19 protein-coding genes are annotated in these 24,363 nt (G+C 72.3%); 11 read left to right on the top strand and 8 right to left on the bottom strand.

Annotated features, from left to right (window positions below):
• Positions 1-8: 8 nt before the first annotated feature.
• The 3 genes from AC5Y4Z_RS08520 (at position 9) to AC5Y4Z_RS08510 (ending at position 8,716) form a co-directional block, all read left to right on the top strand.
• Positions 9-4,232 carry a PE family protein gene (locus AC5Y4Z_RS08520; RefSeq protein WP_499962568.1) on the top strand — a complete coding sequence of 1,408 codons (4,224 nt, stop codon included), beginning with the start codon at positions 9-11 and terminating at the stop codon, positions 4,230-4,232.
• Complete coding sequence (locus AC5Y4Z_RS08515; protein WP_499962566.1) at positions 4,229-4,939, top strand: serine hydrolase; 711 nt, start codon at positions 4,229-4,231, stop codon at positions 4,937-4,939. Before AC5Y4Z_RS08520 ends, AC5Y4Z_RS08515 begins: the two co-directional genes overlap by 4 nt.
• Before the next feature lie 117 nt (positions 4,940-5,056).
• The gene (locus AC5Y4Z_RS08510) at positions 5,057-8,716 is read left to right on the top strand and encodes a PecA family PE domain-processing aspartic protease (protein ID WP_499962564.1); all 3,660 of its coding nucleotides are present in this window, start codon (positions 5,057-5,059) and stop codon (positions 8,714-8,716) included.
• On the opposite strand, the gene AC5Y4Z_RS08505 is transcribed toward AC5Y4Z_RS08510, so the two are convergent.
• Genes AC5Y4Z_RS08505 through AC5Y4Z_RS08490 form a run of 4 tightly spaced genes read right to left on the bottom strand, consistent with a single transcriptional unit; the run spans position 8,713 to position 13,518 of the window.
• Positions 8,713-10,263, bottom strand: coding sequence for an acetolactate synthase large subunit (locus AC5Y4Z_RS08505; protein ID WP_499962562.1), 1,551 nt, complete (start codon positions 10,261-10,263; stop codon positions 8,713-8,715). The genes AC5Y4Z_RS08510 and AC5Y4Z_RS08505 overlap by 4 nt on opposite strands.
• Positions 10,260-11,084, bottom strand: coding sequence for an amidohydrolase family protein (locus AC5Y4Z_RS08500; RefSeq protein ID WP_499962559.1), 825 nt, complete (start codon positions 11,082-11,084; stop codon positions 10,260-10,262). The genes AC5Y4Z_RS08505 and AC5Y4Z_RS08500 overlap by 4 nt, the downstream gene beginning before the upstream one ends.
• A gap of 20 nt (positions 11,085-11,104) precedes the next feature.
• Positions 11,105-11,872 (bottom strand): fructosamine kinase family protein, encoded by a 768-nt coding sequence (locus AC5Y4Z_RS08495; RefSeq protein ID WP_499962557.1) that lies wholly within the window; start codon positions 11,870-11,872, stop codon positions 11,105-11,107.
• Positions 11,873-11,877: 5 nt separating this feature from the next.
• Positions 11,878-13,518, bottom strand: a complete 1,641-nt coding sequence (locus AC5Y4Z_RS08490; RefSeq protein WP_499962555.1) for an acyl-CoA synthetase — start codon at positions 13,516-13,518, stop codon at positions 11,878-11,880.
• 64 nt (positions 13,519-13,582) lie between these two features.
• Here AC5Y4Z_RS08490 and AC5Y4Z_RS08485 point away from each other — a divergent pair, with 64 nt between their 5' ends.
• Positions 13,583-14,395, top strand: a complete 813-nt coding sequence (locus AC5Y4Z_RS08485) for a crotonase/enoyl-CoA hydratase family protein (RefSeq protein WP_499962553.1) — start codon at positions 13,583-13,585, stop codon at positions 14,393-14,395.
• 172 nt (positions 14,396-14,567) lie between these two features.
• A complete protein-coding gene (locus AC5Y4Z_RS08480; RefSeq protein WP_499963292.1) occupies positions 14,568-15,437 on the top strand; it encodes a type IV toxin-antitoxin system AbiEi family antitoxin in 870 nt (289 codons plus the stop codon).
• On the opposite strand, the gene AC5Y4Z_RS08475 is transcribed toward AC5Y4Z_RS08480, so the two are convergent.
• From AC5Y4Z_RS08475 to AC5Y4Z_RS08465, 3 genes are read right to left on the bottom strand one after another with little or no spacing between them, the layout of a single operon-like run.
• Positions 15,412-16,614 carry a cytochrome P450 gene (locus AC5Y4Z_RS08475; protein WP_499962551.1) on the bottom strand — a complete coding sequence of 401 codons (1,203 nt, stop codon included), beginning with the start codon at positions 16,612-16,614 and terminating at the stop codon, positions 15,412-15,414. The two genes, AC5Y4Z_RS08480 and AC5Y4Z_RS08475, sit on opposite strands and share 26 nt — an antisense overlap.
• Complete coding sequence (locus tag AC5Y4Z_RS08470; protein ID WP_499962549.1) at positions 16,611-17,327, bottom strand: acetoacetate decarboxylase family protein; 717 nt, start codon at positions 17,325-17,327, stop codon at positions 16,611-16,613. The genes AC5Y4Z_RS08475 and AC5Y4Z_RS08470 overlap by 4 nt, the downstream gene beginning before the upstream one ends.
• A gap of 43 nt (positions 17,328-17,370) precedes the next feature.
• On the bottom strand, positions 17,371-18,402 hold the full coding sequence (locus AC5Y4Z_RS08465; RefSeq protein WP_499962547.1) for an LLM class F420-dependent oxidoreductase: 1,032 nt from the start codon (positions 18,400-18,402) through the stop codon (positions 17,371-17,373).
• A 66-nt stretch (positions 18,403-18,468) separates the two neighbouring features.
• On the opposite strand from AC5Y4Z_RS08465, the gene AC5Y4Z_RS08460 reads away from it, so the two are divergent.
• Genes AC5Y4Z_RS08460 through AC5Y4Z_RS08445 form a run of 4 tightly spaced genes read left to right on the top strand, consistent with a single transcriptional unit; the run spans position 18,469 to position 22,135 of the window.
• A complete protein-coding gene (locus tag AC5Y4Z_RS08460; protein WP_499962545.1) occupies positions 18,469-19,458 on the top strand; it encodes a Zn-ribbon domain-containing OB-fold protein in 990 nt (329 codons plus the stop codon).
• 15 nt (positions 19,459-19,473) lie between these two features.
• On the top strand, positions 19,474-20,538 hold the full coding sequence (locus tag AC5Y4Z_RS08455) for a thiolase family protein (protein ID WP_499962543.1): 1,065 nt from the start codon (positions 19,474-19,476) through the stop codon (positions 20,536-20,538).
• Positions 20,538-21,725 carry a thiolase family protein gene (locus tag AC5Y4Z_RS08450; protein ID WP_499962541.1) on the top strand — a complete coding sequence of 396 codons (1,188 nt, stop codon included), beginning with the start codon at positions 20,538-20,540 and terminating at the stop codon, positions 21,723-21,725. The genes AC5Y4Z_RS08455 and AC5Y4Z_RS08450 overlap by 1 nt, the downstream gene beginning before the upstream one ends.
• A gap of 2 nt (positions 21,726-21,727) precedes the next feature.
• Complete coding sequence (locus AC5Y4Z_RS08445) at positions 21,728-22,135, top strand: nuclear transport factor 2 family protein (RefSeq protein ID WP_499962540.1); 408 nt, start codon at positions 21,728-21,730, stop codon at positions 22,133-22,135.
• On the opposite strand, the gene AC5Y4Z_RS08440 is transcribed toward AC5Y4Z_RS08445, so the two are convergent.
• Entirely contained in the window at positions 22,132-22,656 is a 525-nt protein-coding gene (locus AC5Y4Z_RS08440) for a gamma carbonic anhydrase family protein (RefSeq protein WP_499962538.1), read from the bottom strand. The two genes, AC5Y4Z_RS08445 and AC5Y4Z_RS08440, sit on opposite strands and share 4 nt — an antisense overlap.
• 110 nt (positions 22,657-22,766) lie before the next feature.
• Between AC5Y4Z_RS08440 and AC5Y4Z_RS08435 the strand changes: the two genes are divergently transcribed.
• Both AC5Y4Z_RS08435 and AC5Y4Z_RS08430 read left to right on the top strand, forming a co-directional pair.
• Complete coding sequence (locus AC5Y4Z_RS08435) at positions 22,767-23,921, top strand: 3-ketosteroid-9-alpha-monooxygenase, oxygenase component (protein ID WP_499962536.1); 1,155 nt, start codon at positions 22,767-22,769, stop codon at positions 23,919-23,921.
• A gap of 4 nt (positions 23,922-23,925) precedes the next feature.
• Entirely contained in the window at positions 23,926-24,363 is a 438-nt protein-coding gene (locus tag AC5Y4Z_RS08430) for a hypothetical protein (RefSeq protein WP_499962534.1), read from the top strand.

Below are 24,363 nucleotides of genomic sequence, written 5' to 3'. Positions count from 1 at the left end.
TGGCGTAATTGCTTGTCTCACCGGAACAGTTGACATCGGTGGCCGCCGATGTCGGGCGCATCGGCGACTCGTTGGCCGCCGGGAACGCGGCGGCGGCCGCCACGACCACGACCGTGATGACCGCGGCCGGCGACGAGGTGTCGGCGGCGATCGCGGCGCTGTTCTCCCAACACGCCCGCGGCTATCAGGCCCTCGCCGCGCAGGCCGCCTCGTTCCACAGCCAGTTCGTCCAGGCGCTCGGCGCGAGCGCGGGATCGTACGTCGCCGCCGAGGCGGCCAACGTCGCGCCGCTGCAGTCGCTCCTCACTGCGGCCGCCGCGCCCGCGCAAACGTTCTTGTCGCGACCCATCATCGGCAACGGCGCCAACGCGACGACCCCGGGCGGCAACGGCGGCGACGGCGGGTGGCTGTTCGGTAACGGCGGCAACGGCGCGGTCGGCCTACCCGGTCAGCCCGGCGGCAACGGCGGGTCGGCCGGGCTGTGGGGCAGCGGCGGCGTGGGCGGCCCGGGCGGCGCCGGCGGCGGCCGGGGCGGCAACGGCGGCAACGGCGGCTGGTTGTTCGGGGCGGGCGGCGCCGGCGGCATCGGCGGCACCGGCACCGCCGGCGGCGGCATCGGCGGGACCGGCGGCAACGGCGGCAACAGCGCGTGGCTGATCGGCGGCGGCGGCGCCGGCGGTCCGGGCGGTCAGGGCGGCACCGGCGGCGGCACCGGCGGCCAGGGCGGCAACGGCGGGAACGGCGCCCTGCTGATCGGCGCCGGCGGGGCCGGCGGAGCGGGCGGGATCGGCAGCCCCGGCGCCACCGGCGGGGGCGCCGCGGGCAGCGGCGGAAACGGCGGGAACGGCGGTGCCGGCGGGTGGTTCATGAACGGCGGCGACGGCGGGGCCGGCGGCCAGGGCGGCAACGGCGCCTCCGGCGTCGACTCGACGAACCCCGCGGTTCAGGGCGGCCCCGGCGGCAACGGCGGGGCCGGTGGTCACGGCGGCGCCGGGGGCACCGGCCCGGTGCTGTTCGGCCACGGCGGCGCCGGCGGGCTCGGCGGCCAGGGCGGCACCGGGGGCCAGGGCGGCCACGGCGGGAACAACGTGATGGTGGCCGGCCAGGGGCTCGGCGGCGACGGCGGCAACGGCGGCACCGCCGGCGCCGGCGGGACCGGTGGCGGAGCCGGGCTGCTCACCAGCGCCGGCCTGCCCGGCGGCATCGGCGCCGGGGGCACCGGCGGCACCGGGGGCACCGGCGGCACGGGCGCGAACGGCCCGACCGCGGCGGGCGCCGGCAGCCCGGGCAATCCCGGCTTCCAGGGTGGCCCGGGCGGCCACGGCGGGCAGGGCGGTGCGGCGGTCGCGGGCGGCGTCGCCGGCAACGGCGGCGCCGGCGGCGCGGGCGGCCAGGGCGGCAACGGCAGCGCCGGGATCGACGCCGGCGGCAACGGCAACACCGGCGGCCGTGGCGGCGACGGCGGGCAGGGCGGCGCGCCCGCCGGCGGCGGCGCGGCCGGGCCGGGCGGCGGCGGGCAGGCGGGCGCCGCGGGTGCCGGCGGCGACGGCGGCACCGGCGGCAAGGGCGGCAACGGCACCGCGGGTCTCGCCGGCACCGACAACACCAACACGCCCAACGCCGCCGGCGGCGGCGGCGACCCGGGCGGCGGGGGCGGTGCCGGCGGCAACGGCGGCAAGGCTGGCGGCCCCGGCGGAACCGGTGGGACCGGCGGCAACGGCGGTAACGGCGCCGCGGGTGGGGCCGGCGGGCATGCGGGCGACAACAGCAACAACAGCCCGGTCGGCGGCCAGGGCGGCAAGGGCGGCGACGGCGGCGCGCCCGGCGCCGGTGGGGCCGCCAACGGCGGCACGGCGGGCGCCCAGGGCGTCGGCGGAAACGGCGCCGCCGGCGGCGCCGGCGGCCAGGGCGGCAGCGGCGTGGCCGGCGCCGACGACAACTCGTCCGACGGCCAGGCCGGCGGAAACGGCGTCTTGGGCGGCGCGGGTGGCCGCGGCGGTGACGGCGGAGCCGCGGGCGCCAACGGCGGAACCGGCGGCAACGGCGGCCAGGGCGGCCAGGGCGGCGCCGGCGGCGGGGGCGGTCAAGGCGGCGGCGGTGTGGCGGGCACGGCCGCGGCACCCGCGGGCGGCCAGGGGGGCTCCGGCGGCACGGGTGCCGGCGGCGGCAAGGGCGGCGACGGCGGCAACGCCGGCGGTGCCGGCGGCATCGGCGGGCAGGGCGGCCAGGGCGGCGCGGCCGGTGCCGGCGGCGCGGCCGGCAACGGCGGCACCGGCGTCACCCCCGGCAGCGGGGTCACGACCGCGCCGGACGGCGGCCAGGGCGGCACCGGCGGGCAGGGCGGCCAGGGCGGCCAAGGCGGTCAGGGCGGCAACGCCGGCGCGAGCGGCCAGGGCGGTCTCGGCGGTGGCGGCGGCCTCGGCGGGAACGGCGGCAGCGCCGGCAAGGGCGGCACCGGGGTGCAGGGCACCACCACCGCGCCCCCGGGATCGGGCGGCGCCGGCGGCCAGGGCGGGGGCGCCGGCAACGGCGGCCAGGGCGGCACCGGTGGGGCCGGCGCCACGGGTGCGCCCGCGGGCAACGGCGGCCTCGGCGGCAACGGCGGCAACGCCGGCAAGGGCGGCGACGGAAATACAGGCGCGGCCGGCGGCGGGAACGGTGCGAACCCGAACGTCGTCCCGCCGGCGGGCAAAGGCGGCGATGGCGGCAACGCCGGTGCTGCCGGCTCCGGCGGTCAGGGCGGCACCGGGGGCGGCGCCGGCCTCAGCGGCGGCAACGGCGGCAAGGGCGGCGACGGGGGCAACGGCAACGACGGCGGGGCCGGCGCCAAGGGCACCGACGGAATCAATACCGTCAACCCGAATTTCAACGCCACCCCGACCGCCGGCGCCGGCGGCAACGGCGGCGCGGGAAGCTCCGGCGGCGCTCCCGGCGCCGGCGGGTCCCCGGGCGGCGCCGGCAACGTGGGCGCTCAGGGCGCGGGCGGCGACGGCGGCAACGGCGGCAAGGGCGGGGCCGGCGGCAAGGGCGCCGACGCCGTCAATACCCCCATCCCGACGACGGTCGCGCAGGCCAATCCGGGCACACCCGGCACCCCCGACGGCACGACCCCGGCCGGCGGCAACGGCGGGACCGGCGATCCCGGCAGCCCGACCACCGCTACCCCGCCCATCACTCAAGTCCAGCAGGGCGGCAACGGCGGAGCCGGCGGAGCCGGAACCAACGCCGCCAACAACGGCACCGCCACCGGCGGGCGTGGCGGCGACGGCGGCCAGGGCAGCGCTGTCGGTGGGCCCGGCGGCACCGGCGGTACGGGCGGCAACGCCTCGGAATCCGGCACCAACGGAGTCGCCCACGCCGGTGACGGCGGGACCGGCGGGTCCGGCGGCGGCTTCGGCGCCGGCGGCAACGGCGGCAATGGCGGCAACGTGACGGCCGGGTCGGCCGGCAGCACCGCCGGCACCGGCGGCAACGGCGGCAACGCCACCAACGGCACCACCACGATCGACGGCCAGCCCGTCAGCGCGGGCAACGGCGCCGCCGGCGGAACCGGCGGCAATGGCGGAAACATCGTGGGCGCCGGCGTCACCGGCACCGCCGGCAACGGTGGCACCGGCGGCAACGGCAACGACGGTTCCGTCAACGCAGGCGCCGGCGGGCAAGGCGGATTTGGTGGCAATGCCGGAGCCGGTGGCGCCAACGGCGGCACCGGCGGCACTGGCGGCGCGGGTGGGGCCGGTGGGGCCGGCGGCAACGGCGCCGTCGGCGGAACCGGCGGGAGCGGCGGCAACGGCGGCACCCTGCAAGGCGGCGCGACCGGCACCGCGGGCGCCGGCGGCACCGGCGGTAACGGCGGCGTTGGGAGCGTCGGTGGCGCCGGCGGCGGGGGCGGCCAGGGTGGCTCCGGCGGCCTGTCCGGCGGCGGTGGGGCCGGAAACGGCGGCGCCGGCGGCGCCGGCGGCGCCGCGGGCAGCGGCGGCACCGGCGGCAACGGCGGGAACGGCGGCACCGGCACGACCACAAACGGGGCCGCGGGCGCCGGCAACACCGGGGGCAACAGCGGGACCGGCGGCACCGGCGGCGCCGGCGGCGCGGCCGGCAACGGCACCGTCGGCGGCGGCGGCACTGCCGGCACGAGCAATGCGGGCCAGGCCGCCACCGGTCAGACCGGAGGCGCCGGCGGGACCGGCGTCGGCACCGGCGGTGTCGGCGGCACCGGCGGCACGGTTTGAGGTTGACTCCCGAGCTGGAAGCGAGCTTCGAAGAGCTCGCCGCCGCAGTCCCGGCGACCATCGGCATCGCGATCGCCGGCTCAGAACTGACCGAAGTGTGCTCGCTGGGCCGCTGGTCGCGCGGCGTCGCGTGGTCGACGATCAAGGTGCCGCTGGCGATCGCCGCCCTGCGCCGCGACCCCGGGCGGGCCCGCGAGTCGGTCGTCAAGGCCATCACCGCATCCGACAACGCGGCCTCGGAACAGTTGTGGTCTGAGCTGGGCGATGCGGCGGACGCCGCCCGGCGGGTGCAGGCCGTCGTCAACGAGGGCGGCGACACGGCAACCGTCGTCGAATCGCGGCGAATCCGGCAGGGCTTCACCGCATTCGGTCAAACGCAGTGGACGCTGGCCGGCCAAGCCGGGTTCGCCGCGCACCTGGCCGACATCCCGGGCGCGGCCGACGTCGTCGACCTCATGCGCCAACTCGTCGCCGGGCAGCGTTGGGGCCTGGCCGCCAAAGGCATTGCCGCCAAGGGGGGTTGGGGGCCGGGGCTGCACGACGGCTACCTGGTCCGTCAATTCGGCTACGTGCCAACGGATTCCGGCAACCTGGGCGTGGCGCTGGCGGCCGAGGCACGCGAGTTCGAGGCGGGTGTCGACGTCGTCAACGCGATGGCCGACTGGCTCGTCGACCACCTTCCCGCCCCCCATTTCGCCCGGCCCTAATTCGGTTGACAGAGAGCGCTTTTGGCGAGAACAGGCGATTTCGGCGGAAACGCTCGGTGGCCGCCGCCGTCGCGATACGCTTCCCGGTAACTGTCTCAAGGTACGGCGAGGTGCCCGATGGCGTACGTGCTCGTCTCACCGGAAACGGTGGGCGCGGTGGCCGCGGACGTCGAGAGGATCGGCGCGGCCCTGGCCGGCGGCCACGCCGCCGCGGCGGGCGCGACCACGGCCGTGGCGAGCTCGGCGTCCGACGAGGTGTCGCTGGCGATTGCCGAGCTGTTTTCCCGAACCGCTCAGGGCTATCAGAAGCTGGGCGCGCAGGCCGCGGCGTTTCATGACGAGTTTGTCCGGGCGCTGGCCACCGCGGGGAATTCGTATGTAGCCGCCGAGGCGGCCAGTGCCTCACCGCTGCAGATCGTCGAGCAGGACCTCCTGGGTGTGATCAACGCGCCCACGGAGCTGCTGTTGGGGCGCCCGCTGATCGGCGACGGCAGCAACGGAGCGCCCGGGACCGGCCAGGCCGGCGGTCCCGGCGGGATCTTGTTCGGCAACGGCGGCAACGGCGGGTCCGGTCAGACCGGGGCACCGGGCATGCCCGGAGGACCCGGCGGTCGAGGCGGGGACGCCGGGCTGTTCGGCAACGGCGGCACGGGCGGAACCGGCGGGACGGGCGGAGCCGGCGCCGCCGGCGTGACCGCGGCCGGCCAAATGGGTGGGAGCGGCGGGACCGGCGGGGCGGGCGGCAACGGCGGCCTGCTCGGCGGCTTCGGCGGTCGCGGCGGCGTGGGCGGAGCCGGCGGGGCGGGAGGTATCGGTGCCGCCGGCGGCGCCTTCGTCGGCGGGAACGGCGGCAACGGCGGCGCGGGCGGTGTCGGCGGCCATAGCAGCGACGGCAGTGTGGGGACTGCCGCTAGCGGCGGGGCCGGCGGACAGGGCGGCGTCGGCGGCCAGGGCGGCGCGGGCAGCCAGGGTGCGGCCGGGGGCGGCCAGGGCGGTGTGGGCGCCGATGGCGGTGTCGGCGGCCAGGGCGGCATCGGCGGGGCGGCCGGCTCCGGCGGCGGCGGCCAGCAGGGCGCCGGCGGCCAGGGTGGCGCCGGCGGGGTCGGCGGCACGGGCGGCCAGGGCGGCACCGGCACCGACGGGACCCAGGGCATGGCGGCCGGCAAGGGCGGGCTCGGCGGCGACGGCGGCACCGGCGGGGCCGCGGGGGCCGGGGGCGCGGGCTCGACGCAGGGCGCCGAGGGCACCGCCGGCAATGGCGGGCAGGGCGGCCAGGGCGGCACCGGCGGTGCCGGCGCCGACAACACCACGATTGCCGCATCCGGAACCCCGGGCGGGCAGGGCGGCCAGGGCGGGACCGGCGGCGACGGCGGCAACGGCGGGTCCCCGGGTCCAGGCACCGGCGGCCGGCAGGGCGTGGGCGGCACGGGCGGCACCGGTGGCGTCGGCGGCGCCGGCGCGCAGGGCGGCGCCGGCACCGACAACACCGCCAACCCCGGACAGGTCGGCGGCCAGGGCGGCAGCGGGGGCGACGGCGGCACCGGCGGCACCGGCGGGCAGGCCGGCACCGGTGCCGGCGGTGCGGGCGCCGCGGGCACCGGCGGCCAAGGGGGCACGGGCGGCGCCGGTGGCAACGGTGGCAACGGCGGGAGCTCGGCCAACGGCGGCGGTGCCGGCAACGGCGGCAACGGGGGCAACGGCGGCGACGGCGGCACGGCCGTCGGCAGCGGCGACGGCGGAAATGGTGGCAACGGCGGCGATGCCGGCGCGGGCGGCACCGGCGGCAATCCGGGCACCGGCGGGACCGCCGGTGGCAGCGGCGGCAACGGCGGCAACGGCGGCGCGGGCGGCCAGGGCACCGGCGGGGGCACGGGCGTCAACCATGGCGGCGGCAGCGGCGGCAGCGGCGGCACTGGCGGCAGCGGGGGCGCCGGGGGCGAGCCCGGCGAAAGCGCCAGCCTGCAGGCCGCCGAAAACAACAACACCTACTTCGGCAGCGGCGGCAACGGCGGCGCGGGCGGCAGCGGCGGGAACGGCGGCCAAGGCTCCAGTGGCCCCGCCGGCCCCAATGCCGGCTTCGCCGGGGGCAATGGCGGCGCCGGCGGCCTAGGGGGTCAGGGCGGCGCGGCCAGCCAGCGGCTCACGCCGACGGCACCGCAGCACGGCTTCTTCGGATCCAACGGCAACGGCGGTCCGGGCGGCGACGGCGGCACCGGCGCCAACGGCGGCACCGGAGGCGCGGGCACCGGCAGCGCCGGCGGCACCGGCGGGGCCGGCGGCAACGGGGGCGCGGCCGGCGCGGGTGGCGCGCCCGGCAACGGCTTCCAATCGGCGCCCGGGAGCGAACGGCTGCCCGTCGGCACCGGCGGGCGCGGCGGCACCGGCGGAGCGGCCGGCGACGGCGGCACCGGCGGGCAGGGCGCCACCGGCTTCAACGGCGGCGCCGGCGGCGCCGGCGGGCAGGGCGGCAGCGGCGGCGCGGGCGGCGAAGCCAGTGGCAGCACCTTCAACGCCCAGGGCGACAACGGAGGCAACGGCGGCAACGCGGGCCAAGGCGGCAGCGGGGGCGCCGGCGGAACCGGCGGCGCGGGCGCCAACGGCGGCACCGGTGGCGACGCGGGCCGAGGCGGCAACGGCGCCAACGCCGGCAACGGCGGCGCCGCCACACTGGCCGGCACCGGCGTCAACGGCGGCGCCGGCGGGACCGGCGGCAACGGCGCCAACGCCGGCGCACCCGGTCCCGGCGGCGCGGCCGGCTCCGGCGGCAGCGTCGGCGCCGGCGGTAACGGCGCGCACGGCGGCAACGGCGGCAACGGCGGAACCGGCGGCAGCGGCGGCACGGTCGGCTCCCCCGGCACCAACGGCGCCGGCGGCCCCGGAGGAACCGGCACCGGACCCGGCGGCGGCGCCGGCAGCAATGGAACGCCGATTTCGCAGAACGAAGCCATCGCGCTGACGTTGTCGCAAAACCGATTCCCGATCGTCTACGTCTCGGTCAACGGCGGGCCGCCGGCGCCCGTGCTGGTGGACACCGGATCGTCCGGTCTGGTCATCGAAGGGCAATACGTCCCGAACCCCGGCCCGGCGGTCACCACGGGTTCGGTCACCTATTCCGGGCCCGGCGCGTCGGTGACGGTCAGCTACACCACCTCCGACGCGACGGTCGGTTTCCTGAGCGGGGCGAACGGATCCCTGACCGCCGTCACCACACCGACCGCGGTCGACCTCCTTACCGGAAGCGACGCAACCAATTTCGCCAACTATTGGGCCGGCACCGGCGTGGTCGGCGTCTTGGGTATCGGGCCGAACGCCGGGGGTCCGGGCACCAGCACGGTGATCACGGCGCTGCCCGGCACCCTGGATCAGGGCGCGCTGTTCAACCAACCCCAGGGCCAGCTGGTGTTGGGTCCCAACCCGTTACCCGGCGGTGTCGCGGTGACCGGATCGCCGAGCGTCAGTAACCTCGACGTCCAGGTGACGGTCCCCGGGCACGCGACGACGTCCACGACCGTACCCTCCCTGCTCATCGACTCCGGCGACAACTTCGGATCCATCCCGGGCGCCCTCCTCGGGACCGGCCAGACGTCCGGAACCGTGCCGGTGGGAACGGTCGTCTCGGTCTACAGCAACGGTCACCTGCTGTACACGTACACGATCTCGACGCAACCACTTACGGTCACCGGCACCGTGATGAACACCGGCAACATCCCCTTCGAGCTGGGACAGATCTACATCTCCGAGAGCCCGAGCGGTCTCGGGACGACGATCTTCGGCTAACCCAACAGGGACGGCACCACCGCATCGATCAGGTGTGGCCCGGGTTCGGCGAAGGCCGCGCGCAGGGCGTCGGCGAATTCCTCGGCGGTGGTGACGCGTCGCGCCGGTACCCCCATGCCCTCCGCGATCTTGACGAAATCCATTGCGGGGCGCGACAAGTCGAGTAGGTCGAGCGCCTTGGGGCCGGGCGATGACCCGGCGCCGACGCGCTGCAGCTCGACCCGCAGGATGTCGTAGGCGCGGTTGTCGTACAGCACGGTGGTCACGTCGAGGTTCTCACGCGCCTGCGTCCACAACCCCGAGATCGTGTACATCGCCGACCCGTCGGACTCCAGGCACAGCACGGGGCGATCGGGCGCGGCCACCGCCGCGCCGACCGCGGCCGGGATGCCGTAGCCGATCGCCCCGCCGGTCAGCGTCAGCCAGTCGTGGGCCGGCGCCCCCGCGGTGGCCTGCGGCAGCAGCACCCCGGAGGTGTTCGACTCGTCGACGACGATCGCCCGTTCGGGCAGCAGCGCCCCGATCGCGTCGGCCACCGCCGCCGCCGTCAGCGGTCCCGTCGGCAGCTGCGGGCGCGAGGCCGCCGCGACGGGCGCGACCGTGCCCGGCGCCAGCTCGTCGGCCAGCGCCGCCAAAGCCGTTGCGGCACCGTCGTATTCGGCGAGCACGTGCACCTCGCAGCCGCCCGGCACCAGGTCGCTGGGCATGTCGGGGTAGGCGAAGAAGGACACCGGTGAGCGGGCGCCCGCCAGCACCAGGTGCTTGGCGCCGTTCAGCTGGGCGGTGGCGGCCTCGGCGAAGTAGGCCAGCCGCTCGACGGCCGGGACGCCGGTGCCGCGCTCCAGCCGCGTCGGGAACGTCTCGCACAGCAACCGGGCACCCGTCGCCGCGGCGATCCGCGCGGCGGCGGCCAGGCCCGGCCCGCGGGTGGCGTCGCCGCCGATCATCAGCACCGTGGGCTCCCCGGAACGCAGCACCTCGAGCGCGCCGGCCGCCGCGGCCGGGTCCGTCCGCACCGAACTAACCGGCGCCGCGGGGGCCGGCTGCGCCCCGTCGGACCAGGACACGTCGGCCGGCAAAATCAGCGTGGAGATCTGCGAGCCGGACCGGCTGGCCGCGATCGCCTCGGCGGCGTCGCCGACGACGGCCGCGGTGTCGTCGCTGCGGCGCAGCCATCCCGAGACGCTGCACGCCAGCGCGTCGATGTCGGATTCCAGTGGGGCATCGTACTTTTTGTGATAGGTGGCGTGGTCGCCGACGACGACGACCATCGGCACCCGGGCGCGCCGGGCGTTGTGCAGGTTGGCCAGACCGTTGCCCAGCCCGGGGCCCAGGTGCAGCAGCACCGCGGCCGGCCGATCGGCGATGCGGGCATAGCCGTCGGCCGCGCCGGTGGCCACGCCCTCGAAAAGGGCCAGCACGCCCCGCATTTGGGGAACGGCGTCCAGGGCGGCCACGAAGTGCATCTCCGAGGTGCCCGGGTTGGCGAAGCACACGTCGACGCCTCCGTCGACCAGGGTGTTGATCAGGGCCTGAGCGCCGTTCACCTGTCTGCCTCCAGTTTGAAAACGCGTTGGGCGTTGCCGCGCAGGAAGTCTCGGCGGCCCTCGTCGCTGAGCCCGAGCTCGTCCAGTCCCGCCAACGCGTGGGAGGGGGCGATCATCGGGTAGTTGGTGCCGAACAGCACCTTGCGCCCCCCGGTGCCGGTTTTCATGAACCGGACGAGCTCGTCGGGCAGCCGCCTGATCGTGTAGGCCGAGGTGTCGATGTAGACGTTCTCGTGCTTGCGGGCGACCGCGACCATCTCCTCGGTCCACGGGTAGCCGACGTGCCCGCAGACGATCACCAGCTCCGGAAAGTCCAGGGCCACCTGGTCGATGTAGGGAATCGGGCGCCCGGTCTCCGATGGCCGCAGCGGGCCGGTGTGGCCGACCTGGGTGCAGAACGGCACCCCGGATTCCACGCACTCGGCGAACAGCGGATAGTAGCGGCGATCGGTGGGCGGCGCGTTCCACAGCCAGGGCACCACCCGCAGGCCGACGAATCCCTCCCGCACGCGGCGCCGCAGCTCGCGGACCGCCTCCATCGGCCGGTCCAGGTCGACGGTCGCCAGGCCGGCAAACCGGTTGGGGTGCAACCGAACCCACTCGGCTACCTCGTCGTTGGACACCAGGTCCTGACCGTTCGGGCCGCGCCACGCGCTGAGCAGGCCGACGTCGACGCCGCCGGCGTCCATCGCCGCGACGGTCGCCTCGATCGGGATGTCGGTATCGGGGATCGCGCCGCCGGTCCAGCGCCGCAGCGACGCCAGCATGTCGCTGCGCAGGAAGCGCAGGGTCGGATGCTGCATCCAGGCGTCGATGGTCACCGACCAACAGTAGCCGCCGGTCAGGCGGTCAGCGCGGCGCGGGCGGCGGCGTCGGTCTGCCGCGCGTACCCGCCGCCGAACAGCACCACGTGCGCCAGCAGCGGGTACAGCTGATGCAGGCCGATGCGGTCGCGCCAGCCGGGGCTCAGCGCCCGCACCCGCTGGTAGCCGTCGACGATGGCGTCGTAGTGCGGGCAGCCGAACAGCGCGAGCATCGCCAGGTCGGTCTCGCGGTGCCCCGCGTGCGCGGCGGGGTCGATCAGCACCACCCCGTCGGGGGTCCACATCACGTTGCCGGACCACAGGTCGCCGTGCAGCCGGGCCGGCGGATCGTGGTCGTCGAAGTCCCCGGCGCGGCAGCGCTCTATGACGGCGTCGATGGCCGCGCGGGTCGAGGCGTCGAGGCGGCCCGCCGCAAGCTCGGCCATCGGCGCCAGCCGCTCTCGCGCGTAGAAGTCGCCCCAGCGCTCGTGCCGGCGCAGCGACATCGGCAGCGGCTGTGAGAGCGGCCCGAAGAACCCGGGCCCGTCCCAGCCGTCGGGGCCCGCCCCGAAGGCCGGGGCGCCCGCGTCGTGGGTGACGGCCAGTTGGGCGCCGAACGCCCGGGCGGCCCCCGCGCTGGGCGGCACCGAATCGAGCCGCCGCAGCGTCAGGCTCGTTGCATCGACCGACTTGACCTGGGCGCAGAGCACCCCGCCGTCGATGCCGGAAAGCCAGCGCAATCCGGCGGCCTCCCAACCGAAGTAGCCGGCGGGCGCGTGCGGGTGGCGCTTGACGAAGTCGGCCACGCCGCTCAGGTTGTCACGTGGCTCGCATGCACGTCGTCGGCGGGACGCGCCTCGGTCTGTTCCTTGGCCCAGCGGTAGTCGGGTTTGCCCGCGGGCGAACGCTTTACCTCGTCGACCAGCCAAAGGCTGCGCGGCACTTTGTATCCCGCGATCTCGGTGCGCACGAAGCTGTCCAGTTCCGACAGCGACGGTCGCGTGCCCGGCCGGGCCTGCACGACGGCGGCCACGTGCTGCCCGTAACGCGGATCGGGCACGCCGACCACCAACGCGTCGAAGACGTCGGGGTGGCCCTTCAGCGCGCCCTCGACCTCCTCGGGGTAGATCTTTTCGCCGCCGCTGTTGATCGACACCGAGCCGCGGCCCAGCATGGTGACCGTGCCGTCCTCCTCGACGAGGGCCCAGTCGCCGGGGATGGCGTAGCGGACGCCGTTGATGGTCTTGAACGTTTCGGCGGTCTTCTTCTCGTCCTTGTAGTAGCCGACCGGGATGTTGCCCTTTTTGGCGATGAAACCGCGCACGCCCGAGCCGGGCGTCACCTCGTTGCCGTCCTCGTCGAGCACGACGGTGCGGTGGTCGATGGTCACCCTCGGCCCGCCGGCGTGCGGCGCGCCGGAGGCGACCACGCTGGTGCCGCCGAACCCGGTCTCCGAGGAGCCGATCGAGTCGGTGATGACCCGGTTGGGCAGCAGCTCGAGCAGCCGTTCCTTGATGCTCGGGGAAAACAGCGCCGCGGTGCTGGCCAGCAGGAACAGCGACGAGAGGTCGTAGTCGTTGTTCTTGTCGAGCGCGTCGAGCAGCGGCCGGGCCATCGCGTCGCCGGTGAAGAACAGCAGGTTCACCTTGTGGTCGTGGATGGTGCGCCACACCTCGTCGGCGTTGAATTCCGGTGCGAGCACGGTGGTTTGGCCCGAGAAGATCGACATCCAGGTCGCCGATTGGGTGGCGCCGTGGATCATCGGCGGGATCGGGTAGCGGATCATGGGCGGGTTGGCGGCGGCGGCCTTGGCCAGGTCGTACTCGTCCTTGACGAATTCGCCTGTGGCGAAGTCGGTTCCACCGAACAGCACCCGGTAGATGTCCTCGTGGCGCCACATCACGCCCTTGGGGAAGCCGGTCGTGCCACCCGTGTACAGCAGGTAGATGTCGTCGGCGCTGCGCTCCCCGAAGTCGCGATCGGGCGAGCCCTGCGCGATCGCGTCGTAGAACGAGACGCCGCCGTAGCGCTGGAAGTCGTCGTCGCTACCGTCCTCGACGACCAGCACCGTCCTGACGTTCGGGGTGTCGGGCAGCACGTTGGCGACCTTGTCGCTGTATTGGCGCTCGTGCACCAGCGCGACCATGTCGGAGTTGTCGAACAGGTAGCGAAGCTCGCCCTCGACGTAGCGGTAGTTGACGTTGACCAGGATGGCGCCGGCCTTGACGATGCCCAGCATCGCGATGACGATCTCGATGCGGTTGCGGCAGTACAGCCCGACCTTGTCGTCCTTCTTGACGCCCTGATCGATCAGGAAGTGCGCCAGACGGTTGGCCTTCTCCTCCAGTTGGGCGTAGGTCAGCTTCTCGTCGCCGCAGATGAGGGCGACACGGTCAGGCACAGCGTCGATCGCGTGCTCAGCGAGGTCGGCAATATTCAGGGCCACGGCCACCAAATTAGAACGTGTTACATTTCTTGACAAGCTCGCCCCCACCGTCGACCGAAAGGCAGTAGCCGTGGCCGAGACGCCAGCAAACGGACAGACCGGGCCGGACGCGATCGTCGAACAGCGCGGCCACACCCTGATCGTCACCCTGAACCGGCCCCACGCCCGCAACGCTCTGAGCACCGAAATGATGGAGATCATGGTGCAGGCGTGGGACCGCGTCGACAACGACGACGACATCCGCTGCTGCATCCTCACCGGCGCCGGTGGCTACTTTTGCGCCGGCATGGATCTCAAGGCGGCGACGAAACGGCCACCCGGTGATTCCTTCAAGGACGGCAGCTACGACCCGTCGCGGATCGACGCCCTGCTGAAGGGGCGACGGCTGACCAAACCGCTGATCGCGGCCGTCGAGGGGCCCGCGATCGCCGGCGGCACCGAGATCCTGCAGGGCACCGACATCCGCATCGCCGGCGAGAGCGCCAAGTTCGGCATCTCGGAGGCCAAGTGGAGCCTGTACCCGATGGGCGGTTCGGCGGTGCGGCTGGTGCGGCAGATCCCCTACACCGTCGCCTGCGACCTGCTGCTGACCGGGCGCCACATCACCGCCGCCGAGGCCAAGGAGATGGGGCTGATCGGCTACGTCGTGCCCGACGGGCAGGCGCTGGCCAAGGCGCTCGAGGTCGCTTCGTTGATCGAGAACAACGGACCGCTTGCCGTGCAGGCGATTTTGCGGGCGATCCGCGAGACCGAGGGCATGCACGAAAACGAGGCCTTCAAGATCGACACCCAGATCGGCGTCAAGGTGTTCCTGTCCGACGATGCCAAGGAAGGCCCGCGGGCGTTCGCCGAAAAGCGCAAGCCGAACTTCCAGAACAAGTAGCGCCCCTCCCTCCCCTCGCCGAGCCCCCTCCCTCGCCGAGCCCCCTCCCTCGCCGAGCCCCCTCCCTCGCCGAGCGTGAACTCATGGCGAGTTTTCGGCGTCTGAGGGCCGATTTTGCGCCCTCACGTCACGCTCGGCGCGGCTGTCGGTGGCTCTCGACAGACTCCCCTGCATGAGCGAGGCTTTCATCGGCAGCGAGGCCATCAAATCGGGCCGCGTGACTCGGCACCAGCTGCGCACCCGATTCGTCGCTCTGCATCCCGACGTCTACACACCGCGGGACACAGCCCTCACCGCGGTGACGCGTGCCCACGCCGCCTGGCTGTGGTCGCGGCGGCGCGGAATCGTCGCGGGACACTCCGCATCGGCGCTGCACGGCGCCAAATGGATAGATCACCGGGCGCCGGCACAGTTGCTGTACCAACACCGTCGGCCCCCGGCCGGCATCCGAACCTGGTCGGACACCGTCGCCGACGACGAGACCCAGTTGATCGGCGGCGTGCTGACGACGACCCCGGCCCGCACGGCATTCGATCTGGCCTGTCGCAATCCCCTCGGTAAAGCCGTCGCCGCCATCGACGCCCTCGCTCGGGCAAGCAGACTGACGGTCGCCGATGCGGAACTGATCGCCGACCGCTACAAAGGCCACCGACACATCAGGCGGGCAAGACGAGCGCTCACCCTTGTCGATCCCGGCGCGGAGTCACCCCGCGAAACCTGGCTGCGGCTGCTGGTCATCAAGGCCGGCTACCCGCGGCCACAGACCCAGATACCGGTGTATGGCGAATACGGAGAGCTTGTCGCGGTAGTCGACATGGGTTGGGACGACAAGAAAATCGCGCTCGAGTACGAGGGCATCCATCACTGGACCGATCCCCGCCAAGTGCGCAGGGATGCCGAGCGCTACGAAGCACTGTCCGAACTCGGGTGGATCACGATCCGGGTGATGGCCGGGCACACGCCGGGCGGCATTCTGGCGCGGCTGGCAACGGCATGGGCCCGCCGAACGCGAACGGCTACGAAAGAGGCGCGCTCGGCGTGAACGCCACCGGCATCTTCTCGAGGCCGGACACGAAGTTGGCCGGGCGCAGCGGTAGCGCGGCGTCCGACGCCAGCCGCATGTCGGGCAGGCGCTGCAGCAGCCGCGTCTGCATGATGGACAGCTCGAGCCGGGCGAGCTGGTTGCCGAGGCAGAAGTGCGTCCCGAAGCCGAACGCGAGGTGGTTGTTCGGGTAGCGCTCAATGTCGAAGCTCTCCGGGTCGTCGAAGACCTTCTCGTCGAAGTTCGCCGACTCGAACAGCAGGATGATCTTCTCGCCCTGGGTCAGCGCAGTGCCGTGGAACTCGGTGTCGGCGGTGACGGTGCGGGCCATGTTCTTCACCGGCGCCGTCCAGCGCAGCATCTCTTCGATCGCGTTGGGCAGCAGCTCCAGGTCGGCCGCCAGGCGCCGATGTTGATCGGGGTGCAGCAGCAGCTGCCGCGTCCCGCCGGACAGCGTGTGGCGCGTGGTCTCGTCACCGCCGATCAGCAGCAGCAGCACCTCGGTGACGATCTGGTGGTCCTCCAGGCGCGATCCCTCGACCTCCGCGTGCACGAGGACGCTGACCAAGTCGTCGGTCGGCTCGGACTTGCGGGCCGCGATCATGCCCATCATGTATTCGGTGTAGGCGGCGAAGGCGTCCATGGTGACCTGCATATCCGCCTCAGCCGCGGTGCTGCTCAGCGAGCTGACCAGGTCGTCGGACCACTTGAGGAACATCTCGCGCTCGGTGGGACGCACACCGAGCATGTCGCCGATCACGGCCATCGGCAGGGGCGCGGCGAGGTCCCAGACGAAGTCGCACTCGCCGCGTTCGCATACCGCATCGATCAACGTGTCGCACAGCGACGTGATCGAAGACTCGAGGTCCTTCACGCGCTTGCGGGTGAACCCGGAGTTGACGAGCTTGCGGCGCAACAGATGTTGCGGGTCGTCCATCTCGATCATCATCTCGACGCCCGGCTGGTCGGGCCGGATGCCGCCGGCGTTGGAGAACAACTCGGGGTTGCGCTCGGCCTCGATGACGGCCTGATACGTCGACGCCGCGGCCAGCCCGTTGCGGTCGCGGAAGACCGGCTCGTTCTCCCGCATCCACTTGTAGACCGATCGCGAATCCCCCGCGTAGAAGGTGCCGTCCGTCAGGTCTACGTCGGGTCGGGTCGCTGAATTCAAACTCATGGGATCTCCTGGGCGTCACCGAACGACATTTGGACGTTCTCGGCAGAGCTCGACAATAGCGCGCGCTTCGGAAGGCCAAGCGACGCCAGCTCTTTCGCGTAGGGATGGTCGCCCAGCCGGATGCGCGCCCCGCCGAACCGCGTGCGCACCCCCTCGAGCGTGTGCTCGAAGGCGGTCTCGCGGGTGACCCCGTCGCGGTGCGAATACGAGAGCTGCGCCTGGTGCCGCGGGGCCAGGCTGAAGGGCAGGCCCCGGCTGAATTCCATGTCGGCCACCAGTTGTCCGTCGACGCTGATGTCGAAACCGAACCGGCGCCCCTCGCGAACGGTGAAGTCCGCCATGACTTTCGGGTAGCCCCAGATCTTGGTGCCGGCCTCCAGCGTGAACGGCTGGTCGACGGGCAGGTGGTGGATGAAGGCACCGGCCGACCCCAACGCGCGCGGCCCGCGAGCGTCGGACCCGGGCGGGTTGACCATCACGCTGGTGCCGAATTCGTGGTACTCGCCCAGGTCGCCGTCGATGTAGTGCATCAGCATCAGGACCACGATCGCCCGCCCGGGCAGGTAGCGGCACACCCGCAGGCCGCTGTAGTCGATCAGGCGCTGCGCGGCGTCGGCGTCGACCGAGAACATGGCCATGTGCTGGTTTGCCTTGCGGATCTTCACCGGCATCGTCAGTACCGTGCCCGCGATGGTGTGCTGCGAGGCTGTCATCGGGCCAATCTAGAACGCGTTCTAATGCCCTGGCAAGGTTGGCCTATACCAGCGCCGCCACCTCGCGTAGCTGCTCGGTATTGCGGCCGCTGATCACCATCATGGTGACGCCGGCGGCCGCCCAAACCTCGATCTGCTTACGCACGTAGTCGACGTCACCGACGATCGCGGCGTCGTCGACGAGCTCGTCCGGAATGACCTCGGCGGCCTTGTCCTTTTGGTTGCTGCGGAAGAGCTTCGTCACGTCGTCGACCACCTCGGCGTAGCCCATGCGGCGGTACACGTCGGCGTGGAAGTTGGTGTCCTCGGCGCCCATGCCGCCCATGTAGAGCGCCAAGTAGGGCTTCATGGCCGCGAAGGCGGCGGCGCGGTCGTCGGTGATGACGATGTTGGCCGTCGCGCAGATCTCGAAGTCCTCGCGGCTGCGCCGGGCGCCCGGGCGGGCGAAGCCCTCGTCGAGCCATTCGTTGTACATGTCGGCCAGCCGCGGCGTGTAGAAGATCGGCAGCCAGCCGTCGCAGATCTCGGCGGCCAGCGCGACGTTCTTGGGCCCCTCGGCGCCCAGCATGATCGGGATGTCGGGGCGCAGCGGGTGGGTGATGGGTTTCAAAGGCTTGCCCAGACCGGTCGTCCCGGGCCCACTCAGCGGCAGCGGGTAGTGGGGGCCGTCGCTGGTGACCGGCTTCTCCCGCGCCCACACCTGGCGCAGGATGTCGATGTATTCACGGGTGCGGGCCAGCGGCTTGGGAAACGACTGGCCGTACCAGCCCTCCACGACCTGCGGGCCGGACACGCCCAGGCCGAGGATGTGCCGGCCCCCGGAGAGGTGGTCGAGCGTCAAGGCCGCCATCGCGCAGGCCGTCGGGGTCCGCGCGGACAGCTGGATCACCGAGGTGCCCAGCCGCAGCTTCTGCGTGGCGGAGCCCCACCAGGCCAGGGGCGTGTAGGCGTCGGATCCCCACGCCTCGGCGGTGAAGACCGCGTCGAAGCCGACTTCTTCGGCCGCGGCGACGAGTTCGGCGGCGTTCTGCGGCGGTTGAGCGCCCCAATACCCCAGCTGCAATCCCAGCTTCATTTGTCTCCGCCTCTCCAGGGCCACCCAGTGTTGAAACGATTCTTAGAACCTGTTCTACTCGAAGGCGTGACAGCCAGCTCGAGCAGCCCGACCCTGATCGATCACCCTGAGCCACCACTCTCCGCGCCACTGACGCTCGCCTTCGACTACACCCGTTCGGTGGGCCCCACGCTGAGCAAGTTCTTCACCGCGTTGCGTGAGCGCCGCATCCTCGGGGTGCGCGGATCGGATGGCCGGGTGCACGTCCCGCCGCCGGAATATGACCCCGTTACCTATGAGCCGCTGGGCGAGATGGCACCGGTGGGCGGCGTCGGCACCGTCGCGTCCTGGACGTGGCAACCCGAGCCGCTGGAGGGGCAACCGCTGGACCGGCCCTTCGCCTGGGCGCTGATCAAGCTCGACGGCGCCGACACCCTGCTGATGCACGCGGTGGACGCGGGCGAGCCGGAGGCGATCAGCACCGGAACCAGGGTGCACGCGCACTGGGCCGACGAGACGGTGGGCGCGATCACGGACATCGCCTACTTCGCGCTGGGTGAGGACGCCGAACCGGAGGGCGCGCCGAGTGACCAGGACCCGGTCACCATGGTTGTCACGCCGGTCTCGCTGACGATCCAGCACAGCGCCTCGCACGAGGAGAGCGCATACCTGCGGGCCATCGCCGAGGGCAAGCTGCTGGGCGCCAAGACCGGTGAAAACGGCAAGGTGTATTTCCCGCCGCACGGCGCCGACCCGGCCACCGGCCTGCCGACCACCGACTTCGTCGAACTGCCCGACAAGGGCACGGTGACGACGTTCGCGATCATCAACATCCCGTTCCAGGGCCAGCGCATCAAGCCGCCCTACGTGGCCGCCTACGTGCTGCTCGACGGCTCCGACATTCCGTTTCTGCACCTGGTCGCCGACGTCGACGCGCACGAGGTGCGCATGGGCATGCGGGTCGAGGCGGTGTGGAAACCCCGCGAGGAGTGGGGTTTTGGCATCGACAACATCGAGTACTTCCGGCCGACCGGGGAACCCGACGCCGACTACGACACCTACAAGCACCACCTGTAAAGGGCCCACCTGCACATGAGCGCTCGCAACGTTGCGGTCGTCGGCTTCGCCCACGCCCCGCATGTCCGCCGCACCGACGGCACCACCAACGGCGTCGAGATGTTGATGCCCTGCTTCGCCCAGCTCTACGACGACCTGAACATCACCAAGGCCGACATCGGCTTCTGGTGCTCGGGGTCCTCCGATTACCTTGCCGGCCGGGCGTTTTCGTTCATCTCCGCGATAGACTCGATCGGCGCCGTCCCCCCGATCAACGAGTCGCACGTCGAGATGGACGCGGCCTGGGCGCTCTACGAGGCCTACATCAAGATCCTGACCGGCGAGGTGGACACCGCGCTGGTGTACGGCTTCGGCAAGTCCTCGGCCGGGATACTCCGTCAGATTCTCTCGCGCCAGACCGACCCCTACACCGTCGCGCCGCTGTGGCCGGACTCGGTGTCGATGGCCGGGCTGCAGGCCCGCATCGGGCTGGATATCGGCAAGTGGAACGAATTGCAGATGGCGCGGGTCGCGTTCGATTCCTTCGCGAACGCCAAACGTGTCGACTCGGTGGAGCCCCCGGTCAGCCTCGACGAACTGCTGGAGCGGCCGTTCTTCGCCGACCCGCTGCGCCGCCACGACATCGCGCCGGTCACCGACGGCGCGGCCGCGATCGTGCTCGCCGCCGACGACCGGGCGCGCGAGTTGCGCGAAAACCCGGCCTGGATCACCGGCATCGAGCATCGCATCGAGACGCCGGTGCTCGGCGCGCGCGACCTCACCGAGTCGCCGTCGACCAAGGTGGCGGCGCACGTGGCGACCGGCGGCAATACCCACAACCTCGACGTCGCCGAGATCTGCGCGCCGTTCACCCACCAGCACCTGATCCTGGCGGAGGCCATCAGGATTCCGGGGAAGACGAAGGTCAATCCGTCCGGCGGTGCGCTGGCGGCCAACCCCATGTTCGTCGCCGGCCTGGAACGCATCGGCTTTGCGGCACAACACATCTGGAACGGTTCAGCCGAGCGGGTGCTGGCGCACGCCACCAGCGGTCCCGCCCTGCAGCAGAACCTGGTCGCGGTCATGGAAGGGAAGAACTGATGGCCGGTGCAGGGGCACACCTCGCCGCGGTATTGGGTACCGGGCAGACGAAGTATGTCGCCAAGCGCCAAGACGTTTCGATGAACGGCCTGGTGCGCGAGGCGATCGACCGGGCGCTGGAGGACTCGGGTTCCACCTTCGACGACATCGACGCCGTCGTGGTGGGCAAGGCGCCGGACTTCTTCGAGGGCGTCATGATGCCCGAGCTGTTCATGGCCGACGCCGTGGGCGCCACCGGCAAGCCGCTGATCCGGGTGCACACCGCGGGGTCGGTCGGCGGCTCCACCGGAGTCGTGGCCGCCAGCCTGGTGCAATCCGGCAAGTACCGGCGCGTGCTGGCGATGGCCTGGGAAAAGCAATCGGAGTCAAACGCCATGTGGGCGTTGTCGATTCCGATCCCGTTCATCAAGCCGGTGGGTGCCGGCGCGGGCGGGTATTTCGCCCCGCACGTGCGCTCCTACATCCGTCGATCCGGCGCGCCGACGAACATCGGCGCCATGGTCGCGGTCAAAGACCGGCTCAACGGCGCCAAGAACCCGCTGGCGCACCTGCACCAGCCCGACATCACCCTGGAGAAGGTGATGGAGTCGCCCATGCTGTGGGACCCGATCCGCTACGACGAGACCTGCCCCTCGTCCGACGGCGCCGCCGCCGTCGTTATCGGCAACGAGGAGGCCGCCGAAGCCCGCCTGGCCCAAGGCAATCCGGTCGCGTGGATCCACGCCACGGCGCTGCGCACCGAGCCGCTGCAGTTCTCCGGACGCGACCAGGTCAGCCCGCAGGCCGGGCGTGACGCGGCCGCCGCGCTGTGGAAGGCGGCCGGTATCACCAGCCCGATCGACGAGATCGACGCCGCCGAGATCTACGTGCCGTTCTCGTGGTTCGAGCCGATGTGGTTGGAAAACCTCGGGTTTGCACCCGAGGGCGAGGGCTGGAAGCTCACCGAGGCCGGCGAGACCAAGATCGGCGGGCGGCTGCCGGTGAACCCGTCGGGCGGCGTGCTGTCGTCGAACCCGATCGGCGCCTCGGGCCTGATCCGCTTCGCCGAGGCGGCGATCCAGGTGATGGGCAAGGGCGGGGACCACCAGGTCCCCGGCGCGCGAAAGGCGTTGGGGCACGCCTACGGTGGCGGCTCGCAGTACTACTCCATGTGGGTGGTCGGCGCCGACAAGCCCGAGAAGGCCTGACCGTGCACCCCGCGCACGAGGCCGGCCGCCGCTCCCGCGAGGCCGTCATGGCCAGGGACAAGGACGCCTGGCTGGCGGTGTTCGCCGACGACGCCATCGTCGAGGACCCCATCGGGCCGTCGCACTTCGACCCCGAGGGCAAGGGGCACCGCGGGCGCGACGCGATTTCGGCCTTCTGGGACAAGGCCATCGCCCCCACCACGAAGATCGAGTTCGTCTTCCGCGACACCTACCAGTGCGGCAACGAGGAAGCCAACGTCGGGCACATCCTGATCACCACGGGCGACTACCAGGTGACCGCGGAGGGCGTGTTCACCTACAAGGCCGACGACGAGGGCAAGATGACCGCCCTGCGAGCGTACTGGGAACTGGACCGCGCGACCGCGTCGGTCAAGAAGGTATCGGGCTAGATCGGCTCCAGCCCGGCCAGGTGCCGCTGCGCCAGGTCGCGATAGGCCTGCGGGTTGACGTTGACCCACATCTCCGCGCCGGTCCCCGCAATGGGGCCCTTGACTTGCGCCGGCGACCCGACCGCCAGCATCCCGGGCGGGATCTGGGTGCCGGCCAGCACCAGGGACCCGGCCGCGACCAGGCTGCGCGCGCCGATCACGGCGCCGTCCAGAACCGTGGCGTGGTTGGCGATCAGCGCCTCGGGCCCGACGTGGACGCCGTGGATGACGCACACGTGGGCCACCGTCGCCCCCGGGCCGATGTCCACCGGGATGCCGGGCGGCGCGTGCAACACCGATCCGTCCTGGATGTTGGCGCCCTCGCGCACCACGATCGGCCCGTAGTCGCCGCGCAGCACGGCGTTGAACCAGACCGAAGCGCCCGCCTCCACGGTGACGTCGCCGATCAGGGTCGCGGTCGGGGCCACGAACGCGGTGGGATCGACGCGCGGCGAGCGGCCCTCGAAAGCAAACAGCGGCATCGTCTACATATACCTCAAGGCGAATATGTCGTGGCCAGGGCCGCCGTCATTGCGCCACCCCGACCCAAAACTGTAACGTGTTCTAGTTAGAGACTAGTTGGAGGTGACAGGTGAGTACCGACACCAAAGCGGCCGGCATCCGGGAAATCGACCCCGGCGCTCTGCCGACGAGGTATGCCCGGGGCTGGCATTGCCTGGGCGTCGCCAAGGACTTCCAGGACGGCAAGCCGCACGCGATTCAGGCGTTCGGCACCAAACTGGTGGTTTTCGCCGACTCGCACGGGGACCTCAAGGTGCTCGACGGGTACTGCCGGCACATGGGCGGCGACCTGTCCGAGGGCACCATCAAGGGCGACGAGGTCGCCTGCCCGTTCCACGACTGGCGCTGGGGTGGCGACGGGCGCTGCAAGCTGGTGCCGTACGCCAAGCGCACGCCCAAGACGGCGCGCACCCGGTCGTGGACCACCGACGTCCGCGGCGGCCTGCTGTTCGTGTGGCACGACCACGAGGGCAACCCGCCGGACCCGGCGGTCCGGATCCCCGACATTCCCGAAGCCCACAGCGACGAGTGGACCAACTGGCGGTGGAACAGCATCCTCATCGAGGGGTCCAACTGCCGCGACATCATCGACAACGTCACCGACATGGCGCACTTCTTCTACATCCATTTCGGGTTGCCGACGTACTTCAAGAACGTCTTCGAGGGCCACATCGCCTCGCAGTACCTGCACAACGTGGGCCGGCCCGACGTGAACGACCTCGGAACCTCCTACGGCGAAGCGCATTTGGATTCCGAGGCGTCCTATTTCGGTCCGTCGTTCATGATCAACTGGCTGCATAACAGCTACGGCGGCTACAAGGCCGAGTCGATCCTGATCAACTGCCACTACCCCGTCACGCAGAACTCGTTCGTGCTGCAGTGGGGTGTCACCGTCGAAAAGCCCAAGGGCATGGACGACGAGATGACCGACAAGCTGTCGCGGGTGTTCACCGAGGGCGTCAGCAAAGGGTTCCTCCAGGACGTCGAGATCTGGAAACACAAGACGCGCATCGACAATCCGCTGCTGGTCGAGGAGGACGGCGCGGTCTACCAGCTGCGTCGCTGGTACCAGCAGTTCTACGTCGATGTGGCCGACATCCAGCCGGAAATGGTGGAGCGCTTCGAGATCGAGGTCGACACCACCCGCGCCAACGAGTACTGGAACGCCGAGGTCGAGGACAACCTGAAGGCCCGCGCCGAAGACGTTCCGGCCGAGCAACACTAGGGCCATGCCCGACGATCCGGTGCCCGACGTCGATCGGCTCGCCCGGTCGATGCTGGCGCTGCACGGCGACCACCACGACGACGACACGCCGCACGACGGTAAACCCGGCTCCGGATCCTGGTCGAAGTCAAGGGATTTCGCCGGTGATCCGCAGCGGGCCGCCGCGGTGGCCGAGGCCAGCCGCGCCGATCGCGAGCGCTACCTGACGTCGGGGCTGCTGCCGGTGGATTGCCGGTTCTGCCACGTCACGGTGACCGTCCGCAGGCTGGGCCCGGGCCACACCGCGGTGCAGTGGAGCACGCAGGCGGCCCAGCGCTGCGCGTACTTCACCGAAATACGGGACTCCGGCGGGCATACCGCGCGGGCGCGGGCATGCCCGAAGCTGAGCGACAGCATCGAGCACGCCGCCGCGGAGGGGTATTTGGACCACCCCGAGGACTGA

This window comes from Mycobacterium sp. NGS63 (assembly GCF_059812295.1).
The sequence above is the reverse complement of the archived record's forward strand: the minus strand, read 5'-3'. Positions and strand labels throughout refer to the sequence as shown.